Below are 20,603 nucleotides of genomic sequence, written 5' to 3'. Positions count from 1 at the left end.
TTTTTTTATTAAGAGGATTTTTGACAAGTATAGCGAATAGATATATTAACAAGTCAGTAAAGAAAAATTGACACTTCGGTGTTAGAGGAGGTTTTTCAAATGAATCAAGTTGAAGAATTAGTGAAGGTTGTAGCAGAGGCTCAGGCCGACAAAGGAAATGTTGTTATTGTTACCGGTAAACCGGGCAGTGGCAAGAGCAAAGTTTTACGTGAAGCTGCAGAATCTCAAAAATGGACCTACGTTGACTGCCGTATGCTGATCAGTGAGGAATTCTTGGCAATTCCGGCTGCTGACAGAGGCTTGTATGCTCCTGATATGTTTGCTGATATTCTGGCAAGCTACAATGCAGATGTTATCATTCTTGACAGACTGCAGACCTTGTTTGTACCTGTATTCCACATCAATACCGACAGCCTGATGCGTAAACTGAGCAAAAAGTTTACCATCGTAACCGCATGGCCCGGATACATTGATAACGGTAACCTGTGCTATGACAAATTTGACGGTACCGAAGCTATCCGTATCAGCCCCGATGGCTTTAAGATCTGGAACGTAGAAGGTTAATAGTTAATAAGCGGAGGCTTGATATGGAGCAGAAAAAACGTCGCTTTGCTGTTTTGACCGGCGGAGGTGACTGCCCGGGATTAAACGCTGTAATCCGTGCGGTTGTAAAAACCTTCCTGCAGAACGATTGTGAGGTTTATGGCGTACTCAATGGCTTTAACGGCCTGATAAACGATAATCTGAAATTAATGGATTATGCTGCAGTATCGGGTATTTTACCGCGCGGCGGAACAATTTTAGGAACCACGAACCGTGATAATCCCTTCCATTTTGCTGTTGAAGAAAATGGTGAGCTTGTATATAAGGATATGCGCGAAAAGGTTATCGAAAACCTGCGTAAATACGATATAGAAGCATTGGTTGTTATCGGCGGTGACGGCAGCCTGAATATTGGTGCAGAGCTGGCGCGTGAATGTGATATTAAGGTTGTCGGCGTACCTAAGACCATTGATAATGATTTGCCCTGCACAGAGCGGACATTCGGCTTTGATACTGCTATGGCTATGGCTACCGAAGCGCTTGACAGACTGCATACTACAGCTGAATCACATCACCGTGTTATGGTGTTGGAGGTTATGGGCCGTTATGCCGGCTGGATTGCTTTGCACAGTGGCATTGCCGGCGGTGCGGACGTTATTTTGCTACCGGAAATTCCTTACAAGCTGGAGCCGGTGATTGCTAAGATTCAGGCACGCAAGGCTGCCGGAAAGAATTTTAGTATTGTTGTTGTTGCCGAAGGCGCACGCCCTGATGGTGGCGAGATGTCAATCGCACGTATGGTCGAGGGCAGCTTTGAGCCGATCCGCCTTGGCGGTGCAGGCGAAAAGGTGGCGCAGGCCATTGAAGAGCAGACAGGCATCGAATCACGCTGTACCGTATTAGGTTATCTGCAGCGTGGCGGTTCGCCTACAGCGTTTGACCGTGTGCTGTCAACGCGTTACGGCGTGGCAGCAGCAGAGGCTTGCCTAAGACGTGAATATAATGTTATGGTTTCACTGTATCATGATCAGATTGTTACCGTCTTTATTCAAAAGGCAGCATCAAAACCGCGTCAGGTTCCTGTAGACAGCGAAATTATCCGTACAGGACGCCAGCTGGGATTGTGCTTTGGCGATTGATTTAAACTTGATTACTAGATTTAACCCCAGATTAAGATTATACACTTATATTACAGAGGGTGGTGCTTGCACCATCCTCTGTTTTTGTGTGCAGCTTTATGAACTGTGAAAAATTTAAAAAAATAGTGAGATTTCATTGCAGTTAAGTGTAATTCAGAGTATAATAAAAAGGCTTAGTGTTTGCGAAAGGGAGTAAATCATGGACTTAAATTTAATTGCCGTTATTGTGGGTATTGTCGAAGGTTTGACCGAATTTTTACCGGTTTCTTCTACCGGACATATGATTATTGTCGGTCACGTTTTGGGCTTTGAAGGCCAGCTGGCAGATGTTTTTGATGTCTTTGTACAGCTGGGTGCTATTCTATCTGTTGTTTTTATTTATAAAGAGCGCTTTGCCAGATTTTTTACTAAGGATGGCTGGGATATCAACAAGGGACTTTCTGTCTGGCATGTTGCCGCCGGTATCGTACCGGTTATGCTGGTAGCCTTCTTCCTGTATCACTATATCAAGGAGTATCTGTTTTCTCCTTTTACGGTAGCAATAGGCCTTTTCTTGGGCGGTTTGTTGCTGATGTTTGCGGAATATAGAACTAAAGGCCGTGAGGCTGAACTGGTTGATGATGTTGATAAAATTTCTATCCGTCAGGCAGTATGGGTTGGCATTTATCAATTTCTTTCCCTGTGGCCCGGGTTTTCACGCAGCGGCAGTACTATTGCCGGTGGCCTCTTGGTGGGCCTGACTCGCAGTGCTGCAGCAAATTATACCTTTGTGATTGCTGTACCGCTGATGTTTGTGGCCTGTATTTATGATCTGCTCAGAAACTTCCAGTATCTTTCTGCCGGTGATCTGCAGGTATTGGCAATAGGTTTCGTTGTATCCTTTATCGTTGCTTATATTTCGGTATTATGGTTCCTGAAATTTTTGCAGAATTCCAAGCTGACCAGCTTTGCTGTTTACAGAATACTGTTGGCCGGTGTAACCTACTGGTATTTCTACATGTAAGCATGCTATAAAATCTTTGCTTGCGAAAGTATTGACAAAACAGGCTTTATCCTTTATAATAATAAAAGAATTTTGTGCTGGCATAGCTCAATTGGCAGAGCAGCTGATTTGTAATCAGCAGGTTGTGGGTTCGATTCCTATTGCCAGCTCCAATGAAAAACCGCCTGGAAACTTTGTTTCCGGGCTTTTTTATTTTTCTGCGTAAGGCGCTTTTAGTGGCTTTGCTTGCAATGTGGTTGCAATCTTGCGGCGAGATGGCTATTATTACACAATAAAAAAGCCTCGCTTGGGCTAAGACGACCAATGGTGCCAGAACCGACACCTTAGTAGGCCTTATCCGCAAGCGGGCTTTGAGGATAGTGTAATATATCAATAAATGTTTGTCAATTTGCGCAAGAAATATGGTTGGCTTATAACACTGTTTCCTGCAAAAAAATAACTGCTAATTCACAGCGAATTAGCAGTTATTTGCTTTATGCTTTATTCTTCTTCGGCAATTTTGCCTTTGAGGTCATGGTCGGTCATTGCGCAAACGCAGGAGTCAGACCAAACGTTTTCTGCGGTTTCAACCATATCGATGATTGTGTAAATCGGCAGGATGATACCCATGATACCGATAGGAGCGCCAATGCCGCTCATCAGAGACAGGGTGAGGAAGTAGCAGCCCATCGGTACGCCTGCGTTACCAACAGCAGCCAGTACGGATACCAGCAGCCAGGTAAGCATGGTGGTCATGGACAGCTCAAAGCCTGCATTCTGCATAACGAAAATGGAAGTGATCAAAATGAAGGCAGCGCAGCCGTTCATGTTGATGGTGGTGCAGATAGGCAGTACAAAGCGGGAAACAGCTTTGTTAACCTTCATGTTTTGTTCAGCGGACGCCATAGTTACAGGCAGGGTGCCTGCGGAGCTCTTGGTGAACAGTGCAACAGCGACTGCCGGAGACATTTTCTTGAATACATCAATCGGGTTCAGGCCTCTTGCAAGCAGGAAGATAGGCAGAACGATGAAGAACTGTACACAGTTGCTGGCCATGATAACCAGAGTATATTTGCCCAGAGCGCCAACGATTACGCCGGCTTCAATCTGTGCGGAAAGCTGACCTGCGAATGCCAGAATACCGAGAGGCAGTACGAACAGCAACGCTTTAATAAGAGTGAACAGCAGCTCCTGGAAGCCTAATACTGCTTTCAGCAGAGCTTCTCTGTTTTCGGTTTTAGGCATAAATGCCAGACCTAAACCCATAGCAGCAGCAATCAGCATTACGGAAAGCACGTTGCCAGCGAGGAACGGCTGCAGCATGTTGTTAGGAATAACATTTAAAATGTGGTCATAGTAGCTTAACTTGCCAAGATTTTGCGGTACATTGGACATGCCGCTGCCGACAATTTCTGCCGGCAGGTTGCCGGGAGCTACCCAAAGATAGATAGCAAGACCGATGCCTGCTGCACAAACAGTAGTCAAAAAGGTGTAAACTACGGCGTGAGCAAAAATCTGGCCGGTTTCTTTTTTGCTTCCCAAAGCAGCCAATGTAGTAATTACGGCTAAAGCAATGGTAGGTACAGCGATAAATTGGAAGAGGCGTGTATAAACGGTAGCGATGAAATTGAATAATTCATTCAGGGGTTTGATTCCCATATAACCGAGAATGGCACCGACTACCAGTGCGCCCATCCATAGAATAAATTGACTTTTGTTGTTTTGTGACTTGTTTTGATTTATCACTTTTTGTGCTAAATCCTTCACATCTGCATTTTGCTGCATTATATCCCTCCTAAAATAGGTGCTGTCAGATTTTTTAGAATTTCTGGCAGCTAATACTCCCTAGGTAGCCTTGCGACATACCTAAAAAATATTATAGCATTTTCTGAAAGATTTGTAAATTTCAATTTAGCAGTCATTAATGATATTTGAATATGGGATGTTTGTGTTTAGGCTTACTGTTATTTATTGCAGCAAAGCACGTTTTAAGAGCAGTAGGATGTATACTTAGGTCAGAACAAGACGTTATGACGCTGAAATAGCATTTTCATTGCATTTTTATGCCGTTTATGGTAATCTATAATATATTAAAAACGTATAATTTTTTACATAACTGCTATATAAGCAGCATGTTTATTTTTGAAGGAGAGTGAAGGATTGATGCAAAATAATGCAAAAGAAATGGTGCTCGTAATTGACTTCGGCGGGCAGTATAACCAGTTAATCGCAAGACGCGTACGTGAAAGCGGTGTGTACTGCGAAATCGTATCCTATAAGCATAGCCTGGAAGCAATTAAGGCTAAAAATCCTAAAGGAATTATTTTTACCGGTGGTCCTAACAGTGCTTATCTGGAGGATTCTCCTACTATTGATCCGGAAATCTATACTTGGGGTATACCTGTTCTGGGCATTTGCTACGGCAGCCAGCTGATGATGCATATGCTCGGCGGTCATGTATGCGTAGCTCCCGAGCGCGAATACGGCAAAACCGTTGTTGACCTCGACACCACCAGCCCGATGTTCGCCGGCCTTTCCGAGAAGAATGTTTGCTGGATGAGCCATAACGATTATATCGAAACCGCAGCTCCCGGCTTCAAAATTGTTGCCAGCACTCCGAACTGCCCGGTTGCTGCTGCTGAGGATGAAGCACGTAAATTGTATTGCGTACAATTCCATCCCGAGGTTCTGCATACCGAAAACGGCACCAAGATGCTGAGCAATTTTGTTTACAATGTTTGCGGCTGTGCAGGAACCTGGAAAATGGATTCTTTCGTAGAGCAGACTGTTGCTGAGCTGAAAGAAAGAATTGGTGACGGCAAGGTGCTGTGTGCGCTTTCCGGCGGTGTTGACTCCAGCGTTTGTGCTGCTATGCTGGCTAAGGCTATCGGCAAGCAGCTGACCTGCGTATTTGTAGACCACGGTCTGCTGCGCAAAAACGAGCGTGAAGAGGTTTGCGCTGTTTTCGGTGAAGGCGGTCAGTTCGATATCAACTTCATCTGCGTTGACGCACGCGAGCGCTTCTATAGCAAGCTGGCAGGCGTAACTGCTCCGGAAGGAAAACGTAAAATCATCGGCGAAGAATTTATTCGCGTATTTGAAGAAGAAGCTAAGAAAATCGGTGCTGTTGACTATCTGGCACAGGGCACCATTTATCCTGACGTTGTAGAAAGCGGCCTTGGCGGCGAATCTGCAACCATTAAGAGCCATCATAATGTTGGCGGTCTGCCTGATTTTGTTGATTTCAAGGAAATTGTTGAGCCTCTGCGTGACCTGTTCAAGGATGAGGTTCGTCAATCCGGCCGTGAGCTTGGCTTGCCTGAAAACCTGGTAGCACGTCAGCCGTTCCCAGGACCCGGTCTGGCAATCCGCATCATCGGCGATGTAACTCCGGAAAAGGTTGCTATCGTACAGGATGCAGATGCAATTTATCGTGAAGAGGTAGACAAGCTGCCGATGAGCGAGCGTCCGAGCCAGTACTTTGCAGCTCTGACCAATATGCGTAGCGTTGGCGTTATGGGCGACGAACGTACCTATGATTATGCTATCGCTCTGCGTGCGGTAACTACCACCGACTTCATGACTGCAGAAGTAACTATGTTGCCGCCGGCAACTATTACTACTGCGGCTAATCGTATCGTTAATGAGGTTAAGCACATCAACCGCGTACTCTTTGACTATACTACCAAACCGCCTGCTACTATTGAGTTCGAATAATTTCTGATACACTATAATAGTAAAAATTAATCCCTTAGCTGTGGGTAGAAAACTCATAGCTAAGGGATTTTTGCGTTTGTACATATTTATGCGCTGGCCATATCCTGCTTTTTGTTTTACAATAATATCAAGTGATGCATAATTATTGCTTAAGAGGAAAAACTTTTTGAAGAGGCTGCAGTTAAATTTATTATATGTATGCACAAAGCAAAGGAGGACGAAAAATGTCAGATAAAATGGAGGTTTATTATTTCAGTCCCACGGGAGGAACAAAAAAGGTAAGCGATATTTTTGCCGCTGCCGTAGGCAAAGATGCAGAATGGCATGATTTGGGAGATAAGCAAACGCCGACGGAGCAACCGCAGGGTGAGCTGATTATTGTTGCAGCACCTGTATTTGCCGGACGAATTCCTTCTGTCGTGCGCGAAAAAATAAAAACGCTTGCCGGTGAGGGAAAGCAGGCAGTAACCATCGCTGTTTATGGGAACAGGGCCTATGAAGATGCACTGTTGGAGATGAATGATATTCTGAAGCAAGCCGGCTTTACGGTAATAGCAGCTGCTGCCTTTGTGGCGCAGCATTCTATTGTGCCGGAGGTTGGCGCCGGCAGACCGGATGCGGGGGATATAAAAGAAATCCGTGCATTTGCAGAGGCGGTTAAGAACAGTACTTCCGCAGAAAATGTTCAGGTTTCCGGCAATCACCCGTATAAGCCGGAGATGAAGGTGCCGGCAGCGCCGCTTTCGCTGCCATCCTGCACAGCGTGCGGTGCATGCGCAAAAATCTGCCCGACGGATGCTATAGCAAATGAGGACGGAAAGATGGCTACGGATACAGCAAAATGTATTCTTTGCATGGCCTGTGTTCATGCATGTCCGAAGCAGGCAAGAATTCTTCCGCTACCATTGCAGCAAAAAACCGATAACATGCTTGCTGCATTCAAGGATGTCAGAAACAAGAATGAGGTGTTTTTCTAAGAGCTTTTGCTTATATGCGATTTAACGGCTTTTTAACATACAGAAATGCCGTTGCTTTTGCCAGCAGGCGTAATTTATGCTACAATATAATATCATGATTATTTAAGAGCGGAGAGTAGCGATGATAGCTAAAATAATTATAAGCGCCAACGAAGACGAAACCCGTATGGGGTTGCTGGAAAACGGAATATTGATGGAATATCTGGTAGAGCGCAAGGAAGAGCAGCATCTTGTAGGCAGCATATTTAAAGGTAAGGTCTGCAATGTAGTCCGTGGCATTCAGGCTGCCTTTGTTGATATCGGCCTGGAGCAAAATGCATTTCTGTATCTGGGCAATAAAAAGAATGTTACAGAAGGCCAAAGCCTGATAGTGCAGATTTCTAAGGATGCACGCGGTACCAAGGGTCCTACCGCTACCCGCGAAATTACCTTGCCCGGACGCTATGTTGTACTGCTGCCGCAGGCGGATTATGTGGGCATTTCACGTAAGATTACCGATAAGGAGGAGCGCGAGCGTCTGAATACGATTTGCGAGGGCGTGCGTCCTGCAGGTATGGGAATTGTGGTGCGCACGGCGGCAACCGGTGTTGCGCGTGAGCTTTTGGAGCGCGATGTGCAGGAGCTGGCTGCTGACTGGAAGGTGTTGGCGGCACGTGAGCGTGTAGCGAAGGCTCCCTGTCTGCTGAGGCGTGAGCTTGATCTGCCTATCCGTATTGTGCGCGACTATCTGCGTCCGGAGCTGACGGAAATCGTGATTGATAATCTGCCGATTTATAAACGTGTAGAAGAGCTGCTGGCCGAGATGCCGCAGGCACAGGATATCAGGGTAACGCTGTATCAGGGGCTGGAGGATATCTTTGAATATCACAAGCAGGGTGAAGCAGTTGCCGGCATCAGTGACAGACAGGTGACGCTGCCTAGCGGCGGTTATCTGGTTATTGACCATACTGAGGCGATGACTGTTATTGATGTTAACAGCGGCAAGTTCAGCGGACGCGAAAATCTGGAAGAAACGATTATGCAGATTAACCGCGAGGCGGCGCTGGAGATTGCGCGTCAGCTGCGTTTGCGTGATATTGGCGGCATTATAGTAGTAGACTTTATTGATATGCATACAGATAATCACAAAAGAGAGATTATGAACTCTCTGCAGCAGGCGCTGAAGGGTGATAAAATGCATCCCAAGGTGCAGGATATTACGGTACTGAATTTGGTGGAGATTACCCGAAAAAAATCGCGTCAGAATTTATCAAGCGTATTATATACTCCCTGCCCGGTATGCAACGGCAGCGGACGTGTGCAGAGCAGGGAAAATCTTTCCTTGGAAATTAAGCGTCGTCTGCGTACCTTGCTGAAGCGCCGCAGCAGCTCAAAAAATCTTTTGATTACCGCTAATCCATGGCTGGCAGAGTGGCTGGTGAGCAAGGATTTGCGTGCCTGGGAACGGGAACTGGCCTGCTCCCTAAAGGTTGAGGCAGATGCTTCCCTGCATGTAGAAAGTTTTATGATTTTAGACAACAGCGGTGTTGACAAATAGCAGACATTAAGGTAAAATATTCCAGTATGGACTGATTTGGTCCGTCCCCAACCGCGCAGAGAGGTTCTGAAAATCCCTGGCGTCAGGGTACCGTATTTGGCGAGTCTATCATTAAGGGAGGTGCAATAGATGTACGCAATTATCAAAACCGGTGGCAAACAATACCGCGTAAGCGAAGGCGAAACTCTGCAAGTTGAAAAACTGAACGCAGAAGTTGGCGCTGAAGTAGTTTTTGAAGAAGTTCTGACCGTTGTAAATGATGCTGATGTTAAGATTGGCAAGCCCGTAGTTGAAGGCGCTAAAGTTGTTGCTAAAGTTGTAGAACACGGCAAAGCAGACAAGATTTTCGTTTTCAAATACAAAGCTAAATCCAACTACCGTAAACGTCAAGGTCATCGTCAACCGTTCACTACTGTTGAAATCACCGCTATTAACGCATAATTTTTATGGTAAGTGTTGATTTATTCAGGAACAGGCAGGGTATGATTACAGGCTATAAGGTCAGTGGTCATGCTGGTTTTGCTGAAGAGGGCTCAGACATTGTCTGCAGTGCTGTTTCTGCTTTAACACAGGCTCCCTTGCTTGGCTTGGAAAAACATTTGAAACTCAATCCGTCCTATGTCGTTAATCAGGAGGACGGAATCTTCGAGGTAGCATTGAACAGTGCTCCTACCGACCTGACAGAGGCTATATTGCAAACCATGATTTATGGAGTGGAATCAATAGCGCGTCAGTGTCCGCAATATGTTCGCATTCAAGAACATAGGAGGTGAAAGTAATGTTTGAAATTATTCTGCAATTACATGCACATAAAAAAGGTACTGGTAGCTCCCACAACGGTCGTGACTCTAACGCACAACGTCTGGGTACCAAAGCTCATGACACCCAGCTGGTAACCGCTGGCAGCATCATCGTTCGTCAACGTGGTACTAAATTCCATCCGGGCAACAATGTTGGCATGGGCAAGGACTACACTATTTATGCTAAGGTTGAAGGTCGCGTTAAATTTGAACGCAAAGGCCGCGACAAACGCCAAATCAGTGTATATCCTGTTGAAGAAGCAGCAATGTAATCTTCATAAAAATTACTCCGTAACCCTTGGGTTACGGAGTTTTTTGTATTTCCGGAACTAGATGAAAAAATGCTTCCCCGCAAAAGGAAGCATTTTGATTTTAGTAACAGGTTATTTTGCCGCGCGGTAGATATTTTCCATATCTTCGATAGTCAGTACCTTAAATTGGCCGATGGTGCGCGTATTCATAAAGCTGCATTTATATGCCAGCTCTTTGATTTCATCTTCTGTGAGGTCCTTGCCGATAAGCTCGTGAATGCTTGTAGGCATACCGATATGGTGGAAGAAGCTTTCCATTGCAGCAATGCCTTCCAAAGCTGTGGCTTCGGGATTACGGAAGTTATAGGGAATATGGAAAACGTTAGCTGCCAGCTGGGCAAAGCGGCCGATGTTTTCTTTATATACGTAGCGTGCCCAGCTGCCCCATACTGCTGCAAGGCCTGCACCGTGAGCAACGCCGAACATGCTGCTCAGCTCGTGCTCCAGCTGGTGGCAGGACCAGTCGCCGAAGGTGCGGTCGCCGGTGGTTTCGTTGTGTGATAGGGTGCCGCTCCACATAATTTCAGCGCGGGCATCGTAATTATCCGGCTCTTTGAGTGCAATTTTGGCATAGCGCATAACATTGCGCAGCAAGGTTTCGGCGATACCGTCGATTAGTGCCAGATGATGTGTTGACGGCGCAGTAAAATAACGCTCCAAGGTATGTACCATGATGTCGGTGCAGCCGCTGGCTGTCTGGTAGGCAGGCAATGTATATGTAAGCTCAGGGTTCATAATAGCGAATTTGCAGTAGCCGTAATCGGTAGAAAGGCCACGCTTGAGCATGCCGTCCTCGTTGGTGATAACGCTGCAGTTGCTCATTTCGCTGCCTGCTGCCGCGATAGTCAGCACAGCGCCGAGCGGAGCGCAGGCGGTAATCTCTTTTTTCTTAGCATAATAATCCCAAACATCTCCGGGGTTAGCCAGGCCGTAGCCAATGCCCTTGGCGCTGTCGATAACACTGCCGCCGCCGACTGCGAGAATAAAATCAACGTTTTCCTCACGGCAAAGCTCTACGCCCTTCTTAACCATGGAAAGCTGCGGATTAGGCACAACACCTCCCAACAGTACGTATTCCAGCCCTGCGTCCTGCAGGCTGGCGCAGACGCGGTCCAGCAGACCGCTTTTCTTGGCGCTGTGGCCGCCGAAGTGTACGAGTACCTTGTGGGCACCGTAATATTTACACCATTTACCTGCTTCATGTTCGGTATTTTTACCGAAGATTATTTGTGTAGGTGCGTGAATCTGAAAATGATCCATAATATCAGCTCCTTGCCAGTAATAATTTATCATTGTTTAAAAGGTAATAAAAGAATAACAAAAAGACTGCCTGAGGTCGCAGGCAGTCTCTCTCAAAAACAAAATCCGGAGAGGACTGACATACAGCTATCAGGAATCTCTCTTACTTTGCTTATTATAGGAAATTATTTTTTCTTTGTCAATTTATTTTAAGTGTAAGGATTAGCGCTTCTTTAATCCCAGTATTTCTTCCGGCAGCTGCGCCAAAGTAATTGCCGCAAATACCAGAGCACAGCCAAAGATTTCACGGCTGCTCATAGCCTGTCCCAAGATAAGCCAGCCGCTTACCAGTGCGAAGGCTGATTCCAGACTCATCAGCATACAGGCAACCAGGGAGCTGACATGTTTTTGACCGACAATCTGCAGCGTGTAGGCTACACCGCTGGACATGATACCGGCGTAGGCGATAGGTGCCCAGCCTGCAATAATATTATCCAGTGACGGTGTTTCAAAAATAAACATCAGCACACCGTTGACAACGGTGCAGGTCATAAATTGTATGAGTGACAGGCGCACGCCGTCAAGATTTTTTATGATATTTTCTATGGCGATAATCTGTGCAGCGAAGCAGAAGGCACAGATGAGTGTGTATAAATCACCTTTGTTGATAGAGAAGCCTTCGTTGATGCAGATGAAGTACATGCCTACGGCTGCTACAAAAACGCTGAGGCCCTGCAGCAGGGAAACGGAACGACGGTAGAAGATATAGCTCAAAACAGGTACCAGAATGATATAGAGTGCTGTAATAAAGCCGCTTTTGCCGACGGTGGTGTACATTATGCCAAGCTGCTGGAAAAAGCAGGCGAGTGAGAGGAAAAGACCACAGGTGATGCCGCCCTTAAGCAGACGTTCTTTATAAATAGGGTCATCACTGCCTAAAACAGTAAAGCGCTTACCTGCCGCTTTGTCGAACAATAGGCAACAGCCAAATAAAAAGACAGTAGCTAAAACACTGCGCGCGCAGTTGAAGGTTAATGGTTCGGCGTAATCGCCGCCGACGCTTTGCGCGATAAAGGCAGTACCCCAGATGAAGGCACACAAGGTGAGCATGAGAACGCCGCGTGTACTGTGATTATTTGCTGATGAATTATTCATAAACAACACCCCTATAACAAAACAATAAGATGAAAATAATTATACCATATTTTGCAGTGCGTGTACAAAGGTAACAGCTTGAAAAATCGCTGCTGAAGGGATAATTTTGAGCTGTTTTTCTGCGGAACATTTCCTCTCGCAGGACTTTTTTGTAAAGCAAATAGCTGAAAATAGGAAAAATAAGGCGAAATGCTAAATTGGCGAAAAAATCGTCTACAAAGAATTTTATCAACATATTGATGAATTTATCTTTGACACCTACGACATATTGTGGTAGAATAAAGCTACAGAAAATGCTACGCTGAACCGTAGCTGTTTTTTATGATTAAGACAAGGCTTTGACCGTTACGGTCAGAGCCTTGAATAACGTATAGGTGTATTTTAAGAATAACTTATGGATTTTTGCTCTTAGTTATTATACGAAGATATTGATTTATAACTTTGATTTTTACAAGAAAGGATGCTGAAAGGTTATGAAAGTAATTAAGCGCGATGGCACAACAGTAGATTTTGATGCCGCAAAGATTGTCGTTGCTATTCAAAAAGCCAATGCTGCCGTAGAACCGGAATTTCGTATTGAGGAGGATAAAATCCAGGAAATTGCGGATAGCGTACAATCTCGTAACCGTATGCGCCTGCTTGTAGAAGACATTCAGGATATGGTAGAGCATAGCCTGATGGATGCAGGTAAATTTGAGCTGGCAAAGCAGTATATTATTTACCGTTATAAACGTGCTCTGGTGCGTAAGGCCAACACTACCGACGATTCTATTCTGTCCTTAATCCGCAACAGCAATAAGGACGTTATGGAAGAAAACAGTAATAAAAATGCAACGATGGCTGCTACTCAGCGCGACCTGATTGCCGGTGAAGTTTCCAAGGATTTGACGAAGCGTATTATGCTGCCGGCAAAGATTTCCAAGGCGCATGAAGAAGGTGTGCTGCATTTTCATGATGCAGACTATTTTATTCAGCCTATTTTCAACTGCTGCCTGATTAATATCGGCGATATGCTGGATAACGGCACGGTTATGAACGGCAAAATGATTGAAAGCCCTAAAAGCTTCCAGGTTGCCTGCACCGTTATGACACAGATTATTGCCTCTGTTGCTTCCAGCCAGTACGGCGGTCAGTCTGTTGATATCCGTCATCTGGGAAAATATCTGCGTAAGAGCTATGAAAAGTTTAAAAAGAGCATCAAGGAAACCTCCGGAGGCAACATTGATGACGAAACTCTGGAGCGTCTGACGAACGAGCGCCTGCGCTACGAGCTGAAGGGCGGCGTACAGACCATTCAGTATCAGATTAATACATTGATGACCACCAATGGTCAATCTCCGTTTGTTACCCTGTTTTTGAATCTGCAGAAGGATGATCCGTATCTGAAGGAAAACGCTATGATTGTGGAAGAAATTCTGCGTCAGCGTCTGCAGGGCATTAAAAATGACAAGGGCGTTTATGTAACCCCGGCTTTCCCGAAACTGGTTTATGTTCTGGATGAGCATAACTGCCTGAAGGGCGGCAAGTACGATTATATTACACGTCTGGCAGTAAAATGCAGCGCTAAGCGTATGTATCCCGACTACATCAGCGCCAAGAAGATGCGTGAAAACTATGAAGGCAATGTTTTCTCCCCGATGGGCTGCCGCAGCTTCCTGTCTCCCTGGAAGGATGAAAACGGTAACTATAAATTTGAAGGTCGCTTCAATCAGGGCGTAGTTTCTCTGAACCTGCCGCAGATTGGCATTGTTGCCAAGGGCGATGAGCAGAAGTTCTGGAAGCTGCTGGATGAGCGTCTGGAGCTGTGCTTTGAAGCGCTCATGTGCCGTCACAATGCGCTGAAAGGCATTAAGAGCGATGTCAGCCCTGTACATTGGCAGTACGGTGCTATTGCCCGTCTGGGTAAGGGCGAAACAATAGACAAGTATCTGGAAAACGGTTATTCTACCATTTCTCTCGGCTATATCGGCCTTTATGAGCTGACCAAGCTGATGAAGGGCGTAAGCCATACCGATCCTGCAGGCGAGGATTTTGCCCTGCGCGTTATGAACCGTCTGCGCGGTGCCTGCGATAAATGGAAGGCACAGACTGGCCTTGGCTTCGGTCTGTACGGTACACCGGCAGAAAGCCTTTGCTATCGCTTCGCACGTATCGACAAGGAACGTTTCGGCACGATTGAGGATGTTACCGATAAGGGCTACTATACTAACTCCTATCATGTTGATGTACGCGAGAAGATTGATGCTTTCAGCAAATTTAAATTTGAAAGCCAGTTCCAGAATATTTCCTCCGGCGGTGCGATTTCTTATGTAGAAATTCCTAATATGCGTCACAACACCGAAGCATTGGAAGAGGTTGTCAAATTCATTTATGATAACATCCAGTATGCGGAGTTTAATACCAAATCCGATTACTGCCATGTTTGCGGCTTTGACGGTGAAATTACCATTAATGATGACAATGAGTGGGAATGCCCCGCATGCCACAACAAGGATCACTCCAAGATGACGGTTATCCGCCGTACCTGCGGCTATCTGGGAGAGAACTTCTGGAATGTAGGTAAGACTAAAGAAATCAAAGCCAGAGTAATGCATCTGTAATTTGCGAGGTGAGGGCGTATGAATTACGCAGAAATAAAAAATCTGGATATTGCTAACGGACCGGGCTTGCGTGTATCGCTGTTTGTCAGCGGCTGTACGCATCATTGCAAGGGCTGCTTTAACCCGGAGTCTTGGAATTTTAATTACGGTCAGCCTTTTACGGAAACAACGCAAGAGCATTTGCTGGAGCTGTTGGAGAACGAACATATCCGTGGCCTGTCGCTTTTGGGCGGTGAACCCTTTGAGCCTGCTAATCAGGCAGCGCTGCTGCCGTTCCTGCGCAAGGTAAGAGAGCGCTTCCCAAAGAAGGATATCTGGTGCTACAGCGGTTATAATTTCGAAAAGGATATGCTGACCGGTAATCTCGGTCCTTGGGAAATCACTGAGGAAATGTTGTCCTATATTGACGTATTGGTGGACGGAGAATTTAAGCTTGAGCTGAAGAATCCTAATCTGCGCTTTCGCGGCAGCGAAAACCAACGCGTTATCTTGGTGCAGGAATCGCTGAAGGCAGACGGCATTGTACAATGGGATGACGGCGAGGGCTTAAGCATCTGATAAGCAGTGCGTTTACAAATTTATAAAAATAAAGCATCCCGGCTCGTAGGAGCTGGGATGCCCGGAAAAAGAAATAGCATTGTCGGTCTTAGCAGGACTGACAATGCTATTTTAATTGTGTGCGCAAGGATTGCGGAATAACAGATTCGATAAAGGCTTTGACTATTGCCGGTTCAAAATCCAGACCGGCCTTATTCTGCAGCTCGATGATAGCGTCGGCGTGAGTTTTTTGCCAATGCTGGGTGCAGGGGTTCAGGTTGCGGTCATAATAATTGGCTACGGCGACTATGCGTGCGCCGATAGGGATGTTCTGTCCCTTCAGGCGTTTGGGATAACCGGTGCCGTCCCATTTTTCATGGTGCGCGCGGATGATATCGCTGATGGTATCAAAGCCGGGAATGTTCTCCAGCATGCTGGCGCCTGCGATGCAGTGACGTTTATAAATAGACTGTTCGCGCGTAGAAAGAAACGGCAGCTTAGCTAAAATAATATTGGGTACGGAAAGCTGACCGATATCATGCAGCAGCGCTGCTGTTTTTATCTGCGAAACCTCGCTGGCAGGCAGACCGAGCTTAGCGGCAGTGCTGGCAGAATAATTGGCAACCTGCTGACTGTGCAGATAAATTTCCCTGTTTTTAATTTCCAGCATTCTTAAATAGAACTCGCAGATATCCTTCGTCAGGCGAGCATCCGCAAAGTCCAGACATTGTGGTATAGCAATCATAAAGCGTGTTTCCTTTTTTTCCGTTCAATATTGAGTACCAATAGTATAGCACTTTTTGACAAAAGATAAAAGTATGCAGAGCTATTGACTTGCAAAAAAAATTTTTTCCCATTATAATAGATAGGACAACTCAGGTCTGTGGTTGCAAGTCGATGCCAGTTGCAGGCGAAACGATCCACGTAAGCAGCAAAATTTTGCTGTGAGCACGGTGCAGCTTAGAAGTAAGTCCTGCCGCAAAAAAATTATGGGCGAGAGAGGTAGTAGTGGGGAGCGGAATGCTTAGGAGCGAACCTTCCAGCAGGCGAGTGTGGGGGCGAAAACCAGGTCAGCTGAGTTGTTTTTTGTTACCTAAATTACAATTTGCTGTATTTTGAAAAAAAATGCGGCAAATTTTTATTTTTATACTGTTTTTTTTCATAAAAATACTTTACCTTGCGGGTATTTAGGTATATAATGTACGTATCTCAAAAATGGCTTACAATATCGAAAGGGGAAATTGATGATGAAGAAGATTTTGTTTTTAGTTATGGCAGTTCTGGCTGCTGCTTCTATGATGATTGCCGGCTGCGGCGGTGGCGATAAAAAAGCTGCTGAACCGGAAAAGGTACTGCGCGTTGGTACAGAGCCTACCTTTGCACCTTTTGAATTCCAAAAAGAGGGCAGCAAAAGCTATGATGGCTTTGATATGGATCTGGCACGTGCTATCGGCAAGCAAATGGGCTACAAGGTTGAAATTGTCAGCATGGGCTTTGATGCTTTGATTCCGGCACTGAACTCCGGTAACATTGATGTTGTTGCTGCAGGCATGAGCATTAATGAAGAACGTCAAAAGGCTGTTACCTTCTCTGAGCCTTATTATACTTCCGGCCTGATTGTCATGGTAAATAAGGACAACAATGAAGTTAAGAGTGTTAAAGATCTGGAAGGCAAACGTATTGCCTGCCAAATCGGTACTACCGGTGAAAAGAATGCCAGAAACGTTGCTAACGCTAAAGTAACTGCTTTCAACACTAATGATGAAGCTGTTATGGAATTGAAAAACAAAGGCGTTGATGCGATTATCAATGATAGTCCTGTAGTTGGTTATTACCTGGCACAGGGCGGCAACACCAGCATGAAGACTGTTGGCGATATCATGGAAGCAGAGCAATACGGTCTGGCTGTTAAAAAAGGCAATGATAAGCTTGCGGGTGAAATCAACAAGGCTTTGGCTGAGTTGAAGAAAAATGGTGAATATGACAAGATTTACAAAACCTGGTTTGGTGAAGTAAAGAAATAATATTTTGTTCACTACGGAGCACGACAGGGTTTAATTGCCGGACGTGCTCCGTTTGATATTAAAAAATTAGAAAAGAAAAAATGAGGGGGACCAACAAATGAAAAAGGTATTAGTATTTTTAATGATGGCTATTATGGCCTGCAGCATGCTGCTGACCGGTTGCGGCGGGGAGGAAAAAAAGGCGTCTGACAGCGCTAAGGTTTTGCGTGTCGGCACTGAGCCTGTATTCGCACCGTTTGAATTTCCTAAGGAAGGCAGCAAGGATTTGACCGGCTTTGATATTGAACTGATTGAAGCTCTTGGCAAGCAAATGGGCTACAAGGTTGAAATGGTAAGCATGGGCTTTGATGCTCTGATTCCGGCGCTGAATTCCAACAATATTGATGTTGCTATTGCCGGTATGACCATTACCGACGAGCGTAAAAAGGTTGTTGATTTTACTGAATCCTATTACACCTCCGGTCTGATGATCATGGTACGTAAAGACAGCAATGTAAAATCTATCGATGATTTGAAGGGTAAAACTATTGCCTGCCAAATCGGTACTACCGGTGAAAATAAATCCAGAACTGTTGAAGGTGCTAAAGTAAAGGCATTTAATACTCAGGACGAGGCTTCTCTGGAGCTGAAAAACGGCGGTGCTGATGCTGTAATCGGTGATGCTCCGGTTGTTGAATACTATATGACCAAAGCAGGCAAGGACTTTGCTAAAACTGTTGGTGAAAGAATGGAAGCTGAGCCTTATGGTATTGCTGTTAAAAAAGGCAGCAAGTTGGCCGGCGATTTAAATAAAGCTTTAGCTGAATTGAAAAAGAGCGGCGAATATGATAAGCTTTATACTAAATGGTTTGGAGAGAAAAAATAAGCAGTGGTTCTCTCCAGCCTGCAACTAAGAATTTAGAAGGGATTGGGAGAATATGAATTTTGAGCTTATGGCAAATTCGTTTCCGCTTTTGCTGGCCGGTGCCGCTATTACCGTAGAGATTACGGCGATGAGCGTTACCTTCGGTCTGCTGATTGGCTGCATGATCGGTATTGCGCGCTTGTGCAGCATTAAGCCGTTGCGTTATTTTGCCAATGTTTATGTCGATTTTATCCGCGGCACCCCGCTGTTGGTACAAATCTTCCTCGTGTATTTTGCGTTGCCTAATATTATCGGCAGCCGTGTTGATCCGTTTGTGGCAGCAATTTCCGCCTGCTCCATCAACAGCGGTGCGTATGTTGCCGAAATCTTCCGTGCAGGCATTCAGTCTATCGACAAGGGCCAGATGGAAGCAGGCCGCAGCCTCGGTATGACCTGGGCGCAGACTATGCGCTATATTATCATGCCGCAGGCCTTCAAGCGTATCATTCCGCCTCTGGGCAATGAATTTATTGCGATGCTGAAGGATTCCTCTCTGGTTTCCGTTATCGGTTTCGAAGAGCTGACTCGTCGCGGCCAGCTGATTATTGCCCGTACCTACGCTTCCTTTGAAATCTGGATGGCTGTAGCTATTATCTATCTGATTATGACCTTTGCTGTTGCAAGGTTTACCGGTTATCTGGAGCGGAGGTTTGACACGAAATGAGCAAGGAAATGATTGTAATCAAAGATCTGAAGAAAAGCTTTGGTGATCTGCACGTACTCAAGGGTGTAAACCTGACTATTGCGGAAAAAGAGGTTGTTGTTATTATCGGCCCCAGCGGCAGCGGTAAGAGTACTCTGCTGCGCTGCATCAACTTTTTGGAGGAGCCTACCGGCGGCAGCATTGTTATCGACGGTATTCCTCTGAACGGTGAGGCTAATATCAACGAAATCCGTAAGGAAGTCGGCATGGTATTCCAGCGCTTTAATCTGTTCCCGCATATGACTGTTATGCAGAATCTTATGCTGGCACCGATGAAGGTGCGCGGCGTTTCTAAGGATGAAGCAGAAAAGACTGCGCATATGTACCTGAAAAAGGTTGGCATGGAAGATAAAGCCAACAATTATCCTGATCAGCTCAGCGGTGGTCAGCAACAGCGTGTTGCTATTGCGCGTGCCCTGTGCATGAAGCCGAAGGCTTTGCTGTTTGACGAGCCTACCAGTGCTCTTGACCCGGAAATGGTTAACGAGGTTCTGGACGTTATGAAACAGCTGGCTAACGAAGGCATGACCATGGCTGTTGTTACTCACGAAATGGGCTTTGCCCGTGAGGTTGGCGACCGTGTATGCTTCGTAGACGGCGGCAAAATTCTGGAAGAGGGGACTCCGGAAGAAATTTTTGGTAATCCGAAAGAGGAGCGTACCAAAAACTTCCTGTCCAAGATTTTATAAGAGAATTAAATATCGGCAACATATTTCATGATGATTATGATTAAGCATTACAGTTAATTAGCCTTGTGCTACGGGTGATAGGGTAATTATTTTCGCTAAAAAGAAATATTTCATGTTGCAAAAAACATAACTTCGCTCTAAGAATGTTAACCGATATCTGAAAGATATTAATTTCATAGGTTATCTTAGAGCGGAGTTTTTATATTCATATTTAAATTTTCTTTGCAATTTACGTCAGAATGAGAATATAGTTGTCAGTTGGTTGACATATAATTACAATATAATAATGCTTTGAATATTAAGGGCTTCGTTCTAATATTACGGAGTCCTTTTTGATTTATCAGGTGCCGTAGGCACCTGCAAGCCAAAAGTACTCGATGTACTTTTGCTTGACGGGGGGGGACAACGTGCTATAATTCTATCAGTAACTAATTATGTAATGAATGCTATTACAAAATAAGGAAGAAATCAATATATACAATCTTTAATTAGAGTAATCTTATATTTAAGTATCTTCATCTTTAAAGAAGATGAAAGGTTACAAAATAAATTAGTTGAAGAATTAGAAAACAAGTGAATATTAGCGTATCAGGTGTTGAAAGACTTAATAAGTAAGCAGGTGAAAAACCTGCGCTGTCACGCAGCTGTAAAGTGGAGTGTTCCTTAATAATGTCACTGGGAAACTGGGAAGGCAAGGATTACGATGAAGCTGAGCCAGAAGAATTGCCTGAAATTCTTTAAGTGTT

19 protein-coding genes, 1 tRNA gene and 1 riboswitch are annotated in these 20,603 nt (G+C 45.2%); of the genes, 16 read left to right on the top strand and 4 right to left on the bottom strand.

The annotated features are described in order from the left end of the window. Positions 1-99 precede the first annotated feature (99 nt). From brxF to Q7Q81_RS05255, 4 genes are all read left to right on the top strand, one after another. Complete coding sequence (gene brxF / locus Q7Q81_RS05270) at positions 100-564, top strand: BREX-3 system P-loop-containing protein BrxF (protein ID WP_021720626.1); 465 nt, start codon at positions 100-102, stop codon at positions 562-564. Between the two features lie 23 nt (positions 565-587). Next, positions 588-1,682, top strand: coding sequence for a 6-phosphofructokinase (locus tag Q7Q81_RS05265; RefSeq protein ID WP_304274170.1), 1,095 nt, complete (start codon positions 588-590; stop codon positions 1,680-1,682). Between the two features lie 199 nt (positions 1,683-1,881). Beyond that, on the top strand, positions 1,882-2,685 hold the full coding sequence (locus Q7Q81_RS05260) for an undecaprenyl-diphosphate phosphatase (protein WP_293695883.1): 804 nt from the start codon (positions 1,882-1,884) through the stop codon (positions 2,683-2,685). Between the two features lie 76 nt (positions 2,686-2,761). Beyond that, positions 2,762-2,837 (top strand) — tRNA-Thr (locus Q7Q81_RS05255). A 328-nt stretch (positions 2,838-3,165) separates the two neighbouring features. On the opposite strand, the gene Q7Q81_RS05250 is transcribed toward Q7Q81_RS05255, so the two are convergent. Further along, on the bottom strand, positions 3,166-4,449 hold the full coding sequence (locus Q7Q81_RS05250) for a dicarboxylate/amino acid:cation symporter (protein WP_021720621.1): 1,284 nt from the start codon (positions 4,447-4,449) through the stop codon (positions 3,166-3,168). A 378-nt stretch (positions 4,450-4,827) separates the two neighbouring features. Here Q7Q81_RS05250 and guaA point away from each other — a divergent pair, with 378 nt between their 5' ends. From guaA to rpmA, 6 genes are all read left to right on the top strand, one after another. Beyond that, the gene (guaA, locus tag Q7Q81_RS05245) at positions 4,828-6,381 is read left to right on the top strand and encodes a glutamine-hydrolyzing GMP synthase (RefSeq protein WP_293822908.1); all 1,554 of its coding nucleotides are present in this window, start codon (positions 4,828-4,830) and stop codon (positions 6,379-6,381) included. Between the two features lie 224 nt (positions 6,382-6,605). Beyond that, positions 6,606-7,358: an EFR1 family ferrodoxin gene (locus Q7Q81_RS05240; protein ID WP_304274167.1), complete on the top strand. Its 753-nt coding sequence runs from the start codon at positions 6,606-6,608 to the stop codon at positions 7,356-7,358. A 121-nt stretch (positions 7,359-7,479) separates the two neighbouring features. Next, positions 7,480-8,895, top strand: a complete 1,416-nt coding sequence (locus tag Q7Q81_RS05235) for an Rne/Rng family ribonuclease (protein WP_304274166.1) — start codon at positions 7,480-7,482, stop codon at positions 8,893-8,895. Positions 8,896-9,024: 129 nt separating this feature from the next. After that, complete coding sequence (gene rplU, locus Q7Q81_RS05230) at positions 9,025-9,336, top strand: 50S ribosomal protein L21 (RefSeq protein WP_009145437.1); 312 nt, start codon at positions 9,025-9,027, stop codon at positions 9,334-9,336. A 5-nt stretch (positions 9,337-9,341) separates the two neighbouring features. Continuing rightward, entirely contained in the window at positions 9,342-9,668 is a 327-nt protein-coding gene (locus Q7Q81_RS05225) for a ribosomal-processing cysteine protease Prp (RefSeq protein ID WP_304274165.1), read from the top strand. Between the two features lie 5 nt (positions 9,669-9,673). Then, complete coding sequence (gene rpmA / locus Q7Q81_RS05220) at positions 9,674-9,967, top strand: 50S ribosomal protein L27 (RefSeq protein ID WP_021720615.1); 294 nt, start codon at positions 9,674-9,676, stop codon at positions 9,965-9,967. Positions 9,968-10,078: 111 nt separating this feature from the next. Here rpmA and Q7Q81_RS05215 read toward each other — a convergent pair whose 3' ends face one another. Further along, positions 10,079-11,266: an iron-containing alcohol dehydrogenase gene (locus tag Q7Q81_RS05215; protein WP_304274162.1), complete on the bottom strand. Its 1,188-nt coding sequence runs from the start codon at positions 11,264-11,266 to the stop codon at positions 10,079-10,081. Positions 11,267-11,467: 201 nt separating this feature from the next. After that, entirely contained in the window at positions 11,468-12,400 is a 933-nt protein-coding gene (locus Q7Q81_RS05210) for a DMT family transporter (protein ID WP_304274158.1), read from the bottom strand. A gap of 473 nt (positions 12,401-12,873) precedes the next feature. Between Q7Q81_RS05210 and nrdD the strand changes: the two genes are divergently transcribed. Together nrdD and nrdG are read left to right on the top strand one after the other, a co-directional pair. Then, positions 12,874-15,000: an anaerobic ribonucleoside-triphosphate reductase gene (gene nrdD / locus Q7Q81_RS05205; protein WP_021720612.1), complete on the top strand. Its 2,127-nt coding sequence runs from the start codon at positions 12,874-12,876 to the stop codon at positions 14,998-15,000. A gap of 18 nt (positions 15,001-15,018) precedes the next feature. Next, a complete protein-coding gene (gene nrdG, locus Q7Q81_RS05200) occupies positions 15,019-15,558 on the top strand; it encodes an anaerobic ribonucleoside-triphosphate reductase activating protein (RefSeq protein WP_303711938.1) in 540 nt (179 codons plus the stop codon). Positions 15,559-15,664: 106 nt separating this feature from the next. Here nrdG and Q7Q81_RS05195 read toward each other — a convergent pair whose 3' ends face one another. Beyond that, positions 15,665-16,282: an HD-GYP domain-containing protein gene (locus Q7Q81_RS05195; RefSeq protein WP_021720610.1), complete on the bottom strand. Its 618-nt coding sequence runs from the start codon at positions 16,280-16,282 to the stop codon at positions 15,665-15,667. A 499-nt stretch (positions 16,283-16,781) separates the two neighbouring features. Here Q7Q81_RS05195 and Q7Q81_RS05190 point away from each other — a divergent pair, with 499 nt between their 5' ends. The 4 genes from Q7Q81_RS05190 (at position 16,782) to Q7Q81_RS05175 (ending at position 19,857) form a co-directional block, all read left to right on the top strand. Then, positions 16,782-17,561, top strand: coding sequence for a basic amino acid ABC transporter substrate-binding protein (locus Q7Q81_RS05190; protein ID WP_363316422.1), 780 nt, complete (start codon positions 16,782-16,784; stop codon positions 17,559-17,561). A gap of 97 nt (positions 17,562-17,658) precedes the next feature. Then, positions 17,659-18,426 carry a basic amino acid ABC transporter substrate-binding protein gene (locus Q7Q81_RS05185; protein ID WP_304274156.1) on the top strand — a complete coding sequence of 256 codons (768 nt, stop codon included), beginning with the start codon at positions 17,659-17,661 and terminating at the stop codon, positions 18,424-18,426. A gap of 52 nt (positions 18,427-18,478) precedes the next feature. After that, positions 18,479-19,129 (top strand): amino acid ABC transporter permease, encoded by a 651-nt coding sequence (locus tag Q7Q81_RS05180; RefSeq protein ID WP_009146117.1) that lies wholly within the window; start codon positions 18,479-18,481, stop codon positions 19,127-19,129. Between the two features lie 8 nt (positions 19,130-19,137). Further along, entirely contained in the window at positions 19,138-19,857 is a 720-nt protein-coding gene (locus Q7Q81_RS05175) for an amino acid ABC transporter ATP-binding protein (RefSeq protein ID WP_044484609.1), read from the top strand. A gap of 573 nt (positions 19,858-20,430) precedes the next feature. Then, positions 20,431-20,602: riboswitch (cobalamin riboswitch) on the top strand. The last annotated feature ends 1 nt before the right edge of the window (position 20,603 follow it).

Source organism: Phascolarctobacterium succinatutens, from assembly GCF_958453765.1.
GTDB lineage: Bacteria > Bacillota > Negativicutes > Acidaminococcales > Acidaminococcaceae > Phascolarctobacterium_A > Phascolarctobacterium_A succinatutens_B.
This window is presented reverse-complemented; position numbering and strand designations above follow the sequence as displayed.